At 61.3% G+C, this 8,623-nt stretch carries 10 protein-coding genes; 6 read left to right on the top strand and 4 right to left on the bottom strand.

The features are described from left to right. From ACNPP0_RS21945 to ACNPP0_RS21955, 3 genes are all read left to right on the top strand, one after another. On the top strand, positions 1-716 hold a 716-nt coding region (locus ACNPP0_RS21945), incomplete at its 5' end, for a CoA transferase (RefSeq protein WP_448706995.1). Then, positions 713-1,861: a type 2 periplasmic-binding domain-containing protein gene (locus ACNPP0_RS21950; protein ID WP_448706996.1), complete on the top strand. Its 1,149-nt coding sequence runs from the start codon at positions 713-715 to the stop codon at positions 1,859-1,861. The genes ACNPP0_RS21945 and ACNPP0_RS21950, both read left to right, overlap by 4 nt. 10 nt (positions 1,862-1,871) lie before the next feature. Beyond that, positions 1,872-2,642 (top strand): enoyl-CoA hydratase/isomerase family protein, encoded by a 771-nt coding sequence (locus tag ACNPP0_RS21955; RefSeq protein WP_448706997.1) that lies wholly within the window; start codon positions 1,872-1,874, stop codon positions 2,640-2,642. A 9-nt stretch (positions 2,643-2,651) separates the two neighbouring features. Here the strand turns inward: ACNPP0_RS21955 and ACNPP0_RS21960 are convergent, their stop codons facing one another. From ACNPP0_RS21960 to ACNPP0_RS21975, 4 genes are all read right to left on the bottom strand, one after another. Then, positions 2,652-3,224 carry a hypothetical protein gene (locus ACNPP0_RS21960; RefSeq protein WP_448706998.1) on the bottom strand — a complete coding sequence of 191 codons (573 nt, stop codon included), beginning with the start codon at positions 3,222-3,224 and terminating at the stop codon, positions 2,652-2,654. A gap of 80 nt (positions 3,225-3,304) precedes the next feature. Then, positions 3,305-3,637, bottom strand: a complete 333-nt coding sequence (locus ACNPP0_RS21965; RefSeq protein WP_448706999.1) for an RNA polymerase sigma factor — start codon at positions 3,635-3,637, stop codon at positions 3,305-3,307. 358 nt (positions 3,638-3,995) lie between these two features. Then, positions 3,996-4,955, bottom strand: a complete 960-nt coding sequence (locus ACNPP0_RS21970) for an LLM class oxidoreductase (protein WP_448707001.1) — start codon at positions 4,953-4,955, stop codon at positions 3,996-3,998. Between the two features lie 95 nt (positions 4,956-5,050). Continuing rightward, positions 5,051-5,674 (bottom strand): glutathione S-transferase family protein, encoded by a 624-nt coding sequence (locus ACNPP0_RS21975; RefSeq protein ID WP_448707000.1) that lies wholly within the window; start codon positions 5,672-5,674, stop codon positions 5,051-5,053. Between the two features lie 114 nt (positions 5,675-5,788). Between ACNPP0_RS21975 and ACNPP0_RS21980 the strand changes: the two genes are divergently transcribed. The 3 genes from ACNPP0_RS21980 to ACNPP0_RS21990 all read left to right on the top strand — a co-directional run. Further along, a complete protein-coding gene (locus ACNPP0_RS21980) occupies positions 5,789-6,670 on the top strand; it encodes a LysR substrate-binding domain-containing protein (protein ID WP_332610990.1) in 882 nt (293 codons plus the stop codon). A 400-nt stretch (positions 6,671-7,070) separates the two neighbouring features. Next, a complete protein-coding gene (locus ACNPP0_RS21985; RefSeq protein ID WP_332610989.1) occupies positions 7,071-7,481 on the top strand; it encodes a hypothetical protein in 411 nt (136 codons plus the stop codon). Between the two features lie 118 nt (positions 7,482-7,599). After that, a partial coding sequence (locus tag ACNPP0_RS21990) for an IS1182 family transposase (protein ID WP_448705330.1) occupies positions 7,600-8,623 on the top strand: 1,024 nt, incomplete at its 3' end.

Consider the following 8,623-nt stretch of genomic DNA (forward strand, 5'->3'; position numbering starts at 1 on the left):
CCCCCCCAGGCCAGTATGTGGTCGACGCCGTCACCGCGTATTGCGCCTTCGAAGGCGTGCTGGCCGCCCTGCTGCACCGCGAGCGTACCGGCGAAGGCCAGAAGGTCGAGGTCAACATGCTGGATGCAATCACCACGATCCAGATGCAGGAGCTATCGGTCTACACCGTGGGGCACAAGCCGCAGGTGCGCAGTGCCGAGCCGCATGCCCACGTGTACATCCGCGCCCCCTATGGCACCTTCGCGACAAGCGATGGCTATCTGGCGCTTGCCATGCCCGACATGAAAGTGCTGGCGCGCGTGACCGAAGAGCCGCGCCTGGGGCAGTACACCGACGAGCGCGACGGTTGGGAGAAGCGCGACGAGATTTATGCGCTGGTGCGCGACACCCTCGCCAAGGCCTCGACGGCCGACTGGTTCGCCAAGCTCGATGCCGCCGGCATCTGGTGCAGCCCCGTCTACGGATACGCCGATCTGGTCGACGATCCGCAGATCGCGCACAACGGCACCTTCGTCGAGTATGAACACCCGACCGAAGGCAAGATCAAGACACCGGGCTTTCCGATCCGCTTTTCCAAGACGCCAAGCCAGGTGCTGCGCGGCGCACCGCTTACCGGCCAACACACCGACGAAGTGCTGCGCGATTTTGGCTTCAGCGCCGACGAGATCGCCGCGCATGCGGCCTCCGGCGCGGTGCTGCGTGGAACCTCGGAATGAGCGAGCGCGCCCTGCCCTACCGCGGCCTGACCTGGGACCATCCGCGCGGCTTCAATGCCCTGCGCGCCGCCACCGCACTCACGCCGCTTGTGCACTGGGACAAGCAGTCGCTTGAAGGCTTTGAATCGGCGCCCATCGCCGAACTGTGCGCCCGTTATGACCTGGTGGTGCTGGACCATCCCCATCTGGGCGAGGCCCTGGCGCACGATTGCCTGCAAGCGCTAGACACCGTGTTCGCGCCCGACGAGCTGGCGCGGATCGCGCGGGACAGCATCGGGCTGTCGTACGACAGCTATCGCATGGCCGACCGCCAATGGGCGCTGCCGCTGGACGCCGCCACGCAGGTCATGGCCACGCGCGCCGACCGGCTTGACGGCGCCGTGCCGCGCACCTGGCGCGACGTGCTGGCGCTGTCGCAACGCAGCGGCGCGGTCGCGCTCAGCTGGGGCGGTCCGCATCCGTTCCTGTCACTGCTGTCGATCGCGGCCGCCATCGCGCCCGATACCGACTTGCGCCCGCACGGCGCTTGGCACGACGAGGCGACGCTTGCCGACGCGTGCGATGTGCTTGGCGAATTGGCGCGGCTTACACCCGCGCAGGCACTGGCTTACAACCCGATTGCGCTGCTCGGCCACATGAGCTCGCGCGATGACATCGTGCTCTGCCCGCTGGTCTATGGCTATGTGAACTACGCCACCAGCGCGGTGGCGAAACCGCTTACGTTCCGCGATGCGCCCGAGGCTGAAGCGGGCAGGCCCGGCTCGATCCTCGGTGGCACCGGCATTGCGATATCACGGCGCTGCATCGTGGGGCCGGAGTTGCGCGCGCATCTGCTGTGGTTGCTTGCCGCCGATACCCAAAGCCGCTTCATTCCGCAGCACGAAGGGCAGCCAAGCCATCGCGGCAGCTGGGCCGACGCGAACGTGAACGCGGCCAGCGGCAACTTCTATGCCAACACGGCCCGCACGCTTGAAGCTGCCTCGATCCGGCCAAGGCACGATGGCTACATTGCCTTCCAGACGCAGGCCTCGCAGTTCCTGCGTGACGGCGTCGCCGCCCGCGCATCTTCCCAGTCATTGGCGCGCGGCCTGACGCAGCGCTTCCAGGCCAGCCTGGCCGCCGCCCCCAAGCACACCGCAACCTAAGGATTCCGACGTGAGCGCACTCGTCAATCTCAGTATCGATGGCCATGTCGCCATCATCGAACTCAATCGTCCCGAGAAGCTGAACGCGATGACGCCCGAGATGGCCGACCTGCTGATCGCGGCGGTAGGGCAATGCAACACCGACTCGCAGGTGCGCGCGGTGATCCTGACCGGCGCGGGTCCCAAGGCCTTCTGCGCCGGCTCGGACATTACCGAGCTGGACCGCTACGCCACGCCCTGGGATTTTCGCAATCGGCTTGACTACTGCGACTGCGTGCGCATGTTGAAGAAGCCCACGGTGGCGGCGATCAACGGCTATACCTTCGGCGGCGGCCTGGAAATGGCGTTGGCCTGCGATATCCGCATCGCCTCGGACAACGCGCGCCTGGGCGCGCCCGAGATCAAGCTGGGCTGGATTGGCGGCGGCGGCATGACGGCGCAGCTGGTCCATGCGGTCGGCCCGAGCAACGCCGCGCTGATGGTGCTGACCGGCGACCCCATCCGCGCCGAGCAGGCGCTGGCCTGGGGCTTGGTGAGCGAGGTGGTGCCACAGGAGCAGTTGCGCAACCGCGCCCAAGCCCTTGCCGCCACCATCGCCTCACGCGCGCCTATCGCGGCCGAGACGGCACGCGTCAACCTGCGCGCCGCGCTGTCGATGCCGCTGGAGAAGGCAGTGGAATACGAGCGCGACCTGCAAGCGATCTGCTTCGCCACCGCCGACGCCAAGGAAGGCCGAAAAGCATTCGAAGAAAAGCGCGCGCCCAAGTTCGAGCGGCGCTGACGAGGACGGTCAGGCGGTCAGGAAGCGCGTGACTTCGGCCCAATCGTTAGTCGACAGGGCAACGTCCTCGAAGTCGCCGGCTTCCTCGTCGTAACGCGAAACACAGAAGCGCTGGCTTCGGCCGGATTCGCGGTCGGCGTAGTCGGCGTAGTCGACATACACCTTTAACCCGCGCTCCTTGTTCTCGAACGAGGGAGCTGCATCGATATAGCTCGATGCGTCGACATACCCTTCGGGAAGGGGCGGCAGGGTTGTGATGTCGAAGTCGGGAAACTCTCGACGAAGTCGTTCAAGGTTCATATGGGAAGCATGTAGAGGCTGGCGGCCTGACATTTTACGTTGAATGTACTGACTCAACCGGTTCGCGATCGTCTCTGGACGCCAGTGAGCAAATAAGGGGACGGCAATCGACGGCTTTCGGCCTCGCTTTGTCACCACGTCACGTAACTTATTCGAAAAGGTCCTCACCGACTTATTGGCGACCTGCTGCCGGGTTACCTCATTCCAAATGACATTCTCGGGCGCTCGCTGGTTGCCGTAACGTGATGCCCAAAACGCTGCTTCGTGTGTACCGTTGTCCATCGTTCTGCCCCGATCCGTAATCAGTACGTGCCGCGCACCGTCAGCATCCAGTTGCGCGGAGCGCCGTATAGCGTTCGCCGCTATTGACGGACAGCCCCATCCGCGATTTCAGGTTGGGTCAGACCGTCGAGGCGGTGCCGGATATAGGCCTGCCGGCACTTCTCTGGCAACTGCGCCAAAGCGTCGTCGAGCGCCGGATGTTCGTGATCGACCAGATCATGTAGCGGCACGGCGGCGCGTTGGCTGAGCTTGCGCAGACCGCTTGCCAGGTTGTTGCGGCTGGCTTGATAGAGATAGGCACACGGATCGGCCAGCGCGGCGCCTTCTCGCTTGAGCATGCCGAGCGCGGCATCCTGCAACGCATGTTCGGCCTCCTGGCGATGCTCGCAGCGACGCGTCCAGTCGCGAAACATCGTCGCATACTTGACGAGCCAGCTATCGGGCGGCGGAGGGGTCGGCACTGTCGGGAACGGACTGCGGAGGAGGCCGAATCGTAAATGATAATAGTGTTATTTCAATGATCCGCCGATGCAGCAACGGTTGCCAAGGGCGTTGCTTTCCCAGCCTTTCCCCTGCCCTGATTCCACGGAGCGTGCCCCGCCACATTGACACCGAATGCAGGACCGCATCAACGTTGGGGGGAATTGCTCCGTGCATCGGTTGCGCGACTCTTGTTTACAGGCCCAGCAAGCGATCTACGGCATGCGCGATGTTGCCAGCGTTGTTGGAAAAGGTGAGCAACGACGATGGGCAGAAAGCGCGTGTCTCCTCTCACCATCCAACAGCAGAGGACGGCACGCCTTGATGCGATGGAAACCGTGGCAGCACGTCCTCCGACAGCTCCTGCAGGACGTCTGCCGGCGCGCGCTGTGAAAACTGTATTCCCAGCGCTGCATGGTTCACTCCCGCCGCCTGCCAGGTCTCCAAAAGCGCAATCAGCCCCTTGCGCCCTGTGCGCAGGACGTAGCCGCCGTGTAAGGGCGTGCGAGGATAATCAGGATCCTCTACCAGATCGATCCATTCGTTGGTCATATGCGGGCGGAACGCCCCGCCGGGGATGAGTGCACGCCAGGCACGGATTTTTTCCGACAGATGTTGAGGGCCGATAGCATCGTGGGTCGAATTGGGGTACGTCAGCCAGCCATCCGCGTGCTCGGCGATCCATGCAAGCGATTGGCCCGACGAGCCCGTCACCATCATGGGAATGGTGCCGACGACGGGCTTGGGAAGGAACTCGGCGCCCGAAAAGCTTCCCAGCGGGGAATCAATCTCCAAGAGTCCCGTATGCATGAGTTGGCGTATGTAGCCGATCCCCTGCGCGAAGCGCTCTGCCCGACGCGCGTGTTCCAACCCATAAGCGGGGAATTCTATCGGCCTATCGCCGGATGCCACGCCCATAACCAGGCGGCCACCCGAAAGCTGATCGATAGTCGCGGCCGCCTTGGCCAGGTCGATGGGATGGCGCAAGGAGAGGACGGCACTGCCCGTTGCAAGCGACACGTTCTTGGTTCGCGCGGCGAGAAACGCAAGATAGGTAAAGGGATCGAATACCTGCCCCGCGTCGCCAAAAGACGGGTCGAACAAGGGCACGTCCCGCACCCACACAGCAGCGAAGCCATGCCTGTCGATTTCAGTGACTAAATCGGCTTGGCCAGCGAGCGCCTTCATGTTTCCTTCATACCGTCGAAGCGGCAGGAAGACGCCAACCGTCAGACTGTCCGGCGCAAACATACGGCGGTATCCGGCGTGCGAGTGAAACGAGGCGAGCGGGGCGCCGGCCTTCTGCGGGAAGGAGCTGGTTTCGTTCATGGATTTCAACATTGGGTTCATGCGCTTGTAGCCGGAGCTGGCAACGTAATGCCCGCGCGCACCGCGGGTCGATCCGCAACGCGCTCATGCCACGCGCTCAGGTGAAGGTGCCGGCTGAAGTCGAAACCGACAATCCGCGCGATGTGCATCCAGCCGAAATGGGCGATGTCGGCAATGGAATAGTCTTGGCCGGCGAGATAGCGGCGCCCTGAAAGGACACGATCCAGCACGGAAAACGCCTCTTCCGTGAGGTGGCGATATCGGTCGATGGACGAGGCCGAGGCCTCTGGCGCGAATAGTTCGAAGTGCACACGTTGGCCCAGCATTGGACCCACACTGGATGCATGGAACTGCAACCACTTGATCGCCTCCCAGCGCGAAGGCAAATCGGAGGGCAGCAGCTTTCCTGTCTTCTCGGCCAGATAAAGCAGGATCGCTGCCGACTCGAAAAGTTCTATCCCGGTATCGCTATCCGTCAGCACAGGGATACGACCATGGGGATTGAGCGCGAGAAAGTCTGACCGGCGATGCTCACCCTCATCAATACGCACATGGTGGAGGCGATAGGGCAAGGAAAGCTCTTCAAGCGCGATGGTGGCCTTGAAGCCATTAGGCGAGCTGTCGGTATAGAGATGCAACATGATATATAGATAAACTGAATTGAGAAATAACGCCGACCTCAAATTCTCATCTATAAAGCTGGTCGTCTGAAGCGATAATTTCTCCTCCCCATATTTAGCAAAACTAAAATCCTAATGAACTACCCTTTACAGGCGCTACGCACGTTCGTGGAAGTTGGACATCGGGGCACCGTCAAGGCTGCCGCGCAGGCCCTGCATGTGACTCCGGGCGCAGTCAGCCAACAGATTCGATTGCTCGAAGACCGACTGGGTGTTGTTTTGCTGACGCGCGAGCGCCTCGGCATGCGCTTGACTGACGCCGGTACCAGCTTCCACGCGAAAGTGTCAGATGCGTTTCGTCAGATCGACCACGCGGTACATGCTCTGGAGGCGACCAAGAAGAGAATGAGCCTGACGGTAAGCACGGTCGCCACATTTGCCGCGTCCTGGCTCGTACCCAGGCTCGGGCATTTCAAGCGTTTGCATCCTGAAGTCGAAATCCGCGTGGAAGCGACGTCTGAGTTGGTGAATCTGCACCGTGATCGTGTGGATGTGGCCGTGCGCCATGGGCTTGGGGATTATCCCGGTCTGGATGTCAAACCGCTTATGGCTCCGGCTTTGATTCCTGTGGCCTCAGCGGAATTTCTTCACACCCACCAGGCCGTCATCCGCGAGACGCAGGATTGCCTGAACTATCCTCTGTTGCACGATTCTGATCGGGCCGATTGGCCGCTCTGGCTGAAGGCGCATGGTGGCGTCGAAGATGCACGCGCAGAGCGCGGCAGCGCATTTGACGATGATTTTTTGCTTATCCGCGCGGCGGAGACCGGCCAGGGCTTGGCATTGATCCCGCAAGCCTACGCCGAAGATGAAATCGCGGCGGGACGGCTCGTACAAGTGCTGGACAAACCGTGGCCGGCAAGATTTGCCTACTACGTAGTGACGCGGCCAGGGGCGACTGAGCGGACCGAGGTGAGCATGTTCATGGATTGGATATTGCAAGAGGCTGCTCGATAGTTCGAATCGCATACGGCGGGATGCAGTGGGCCTGGCCAGGATCGACATGACTTTCTGAGTCGCCGCGGATCGCCGCGAAGGCCAGCTCCCGGCCAGGAACGGTCGCGGGAGATCGGGGTCCGTATGGTGTGTAAAACGCATTCAAGCGCTATTCGTGCCAGAGGGGTATACCGGAATTTAGGTGCGCGCAGGGCATTGCTATTCGCCAGGATCGCAATGCCGGCTTGCGTTGTGGGCATCTGACACCCCTCGTGTCGCGCGAATAACGCCCGTCGCTTGCCGGATGCTATCTTGCCCTCTGAACGCAGACGCCATTCAGACACAGTCAGCGTGCCCGCACATCCCACTTCGGGTCGAATGCGATGGCACTACCATCCGAACAAATTAGGGTTCACTGAACATGCTTACAGATATCCTGGTTGCCTCTACTGAAGACATCCCCGCGATTCTCTCTGGCGAGTCGGCCAACTGGCCAATCTTGAAGTTCAAAGCGTTGGACAACATGGTGCTGGCCGGACTATGGTCCGCGCTCGGCGGAACGACCGCCACAGAATTTGAAGGCGAAAAGCACCTTCGTGCGCACACGCAAGAGCGATGGGTCTTCGAGTTCCCAGAGGACTTTGTGCGCAGGCTTTCAGCCGCGCAGTCAGAAGCCATTCCAGGCATATCTGCTGTCTGGGCCAAACACGACGAAATGGTGCACATGGGCGCCGATGGTCCGGCCATCGAGCCGGTTGTTGAAGCTTTGTCCAAGTTTGCTCGGGAAGCGACGAGCCAAGGAAAGCGTCTCTTCCTTTCGATGAGCCTCTAATCGAATGACTGCTTTCGGGAGAGTCGAAGGACTGCTCAGGGTCGAGGCTGTGTGAAAACTCTTTGACGCCGCTACGGTGATGTAGATAGAGTTTGGTATCTCGATCCCGGGAGTCGACATGCCCCGCTTCATCGAAGGTCAGGACCGGCAACAGGTAGCGTTGATCCCGGAATGCCTGGATGACTTCATCGCCGACGACAACCCGGTGCGCATAATCGACGCATTCGTCGACGAGCTCAACCTGGAATCGCTGGGATTTGTGAGGGCAGCGCCAGCAGCTACCGGCCGCCCGTCGTATCACCCGGCCGTGCTGCTGAAGATCTACATCTACGGCTACTTAAATCGGGTCCAGTCCAGTCGTCGACTCGAGCGAGAGTGCCAACGCAATGTCGAACTGATGTGGCTGGTCGGCCGTCTGGCGCCAGACTTCAAGACCATCGCCGATTTCCGCCGTGACAATGGCACGGGCATTCGCAATGTGTGCCGGCGATTTGTGGCCGTATGCCGAGATCTCAAACTATTCACCCAAGCCCTGATTGCCGTTGATGGAAGCAAATTCAAGGCAGTCAACACGCGCGACAAAAACTTCACAGCCGCCAAGATCGACAAACGTCAGCAGCAGATTGAGGAGAGCATCCGCCGCTATCTGGCGGCGCTCGACACTGCGGACCGAACGCAACCTGTCGAGATCGAGGCCCGGACCAATCGGCTCAACGACAAGATCAAGCGCCTGCGCAAGCAAATGCGCGCGCTGGATGGCGTCAAGGAAAGGCTCAAAGATAGTCCAGACGGTCAGTTGTCGGTGACTGACCCGGATGCCCGCTCGATGGCTACCAGTGGCCGGGGCTCGGGGATGGTCGGCTACAACGTGCAGATGGTTGTCGAAGCCAAGCACCATCTGATCGTCGCGCACGAAGTGACGAACCGAGGACATGACAGGGACTCATTGGCATCGATGACACAAGCCGCGCGGGAGGCGATGGGCAAGAAGCGACTGCGCGCGATTGCCGATCGCGGCTACTACAGCGCGCCTCAGATCAAGGCATGTGCGGAGACAGGTATTGATGCGATCTTGCCCAAGCCGACCACTTCCAATGCCAAGGCCGAAGGCCGCTTCGACCGTTCTGACTTCATATACATCG

Source organism: Achromobacter semiaridum, assembly GCF_053543755.1.

What these genes read in the sequence shown, in the direction of transcription:
- ACNPP0_RS21950 (WP_448706996.1), top strand. Translation starts at nt 713, where the DNA reads ATGAGCGAGCGCGCCCTGCCCTACCGCGGCCTGACCTGGGACCATCCG.
- ACNPP0_RS21960 (WP_448706998.1), bottom strand. Translation starts at nt 3,224, where the DNA reads ATGGACAACGGTACACACGAAGCAGCGTTTTGGGCATCACGTTACGGC.
- ACNPP0_RS21965 (WP_448706999.1), bottom strand. Translation starts at nt 3,637, where the DNA reads ATGTTTCGCGACTGGACGCGTCGCTGCGAGCATCGCCAGGAGGCCGAA.
- ACNPP0_RS21970 (WP_448707001.1), bottom strand. Translation starts at nt 4,955, where the DNA reads ATGTTTGCGCCGGACAGTCTGACGGTTGGCGTCTTCCTGCCGCTTCGA.
- ACNPP0_RS21975 (WP_448707000.1), bottom strand. Translation starts at nt 5,674, where the DNA reads ATGTTGCATCTCTATACCGACAGCTCGCCTAATGGCTTCAAGGCCACC.
- ACNPP0_RS21980 (WP_332610990.1), top strand. Translation starts at nt 5,789, where the DNA reads ATGAACTACCCTTTACAGGCGCTACGCACGTTCGTGGAAGTTGGACAT.
- ACNPP0_RS21985 (WP_332610989.1), top strand. Translation starts at nt 7,071, where the DNA reads ATGCTTACAGATATCCTGGTTGCCTCTACTGAAGACATCCCCGCGATT.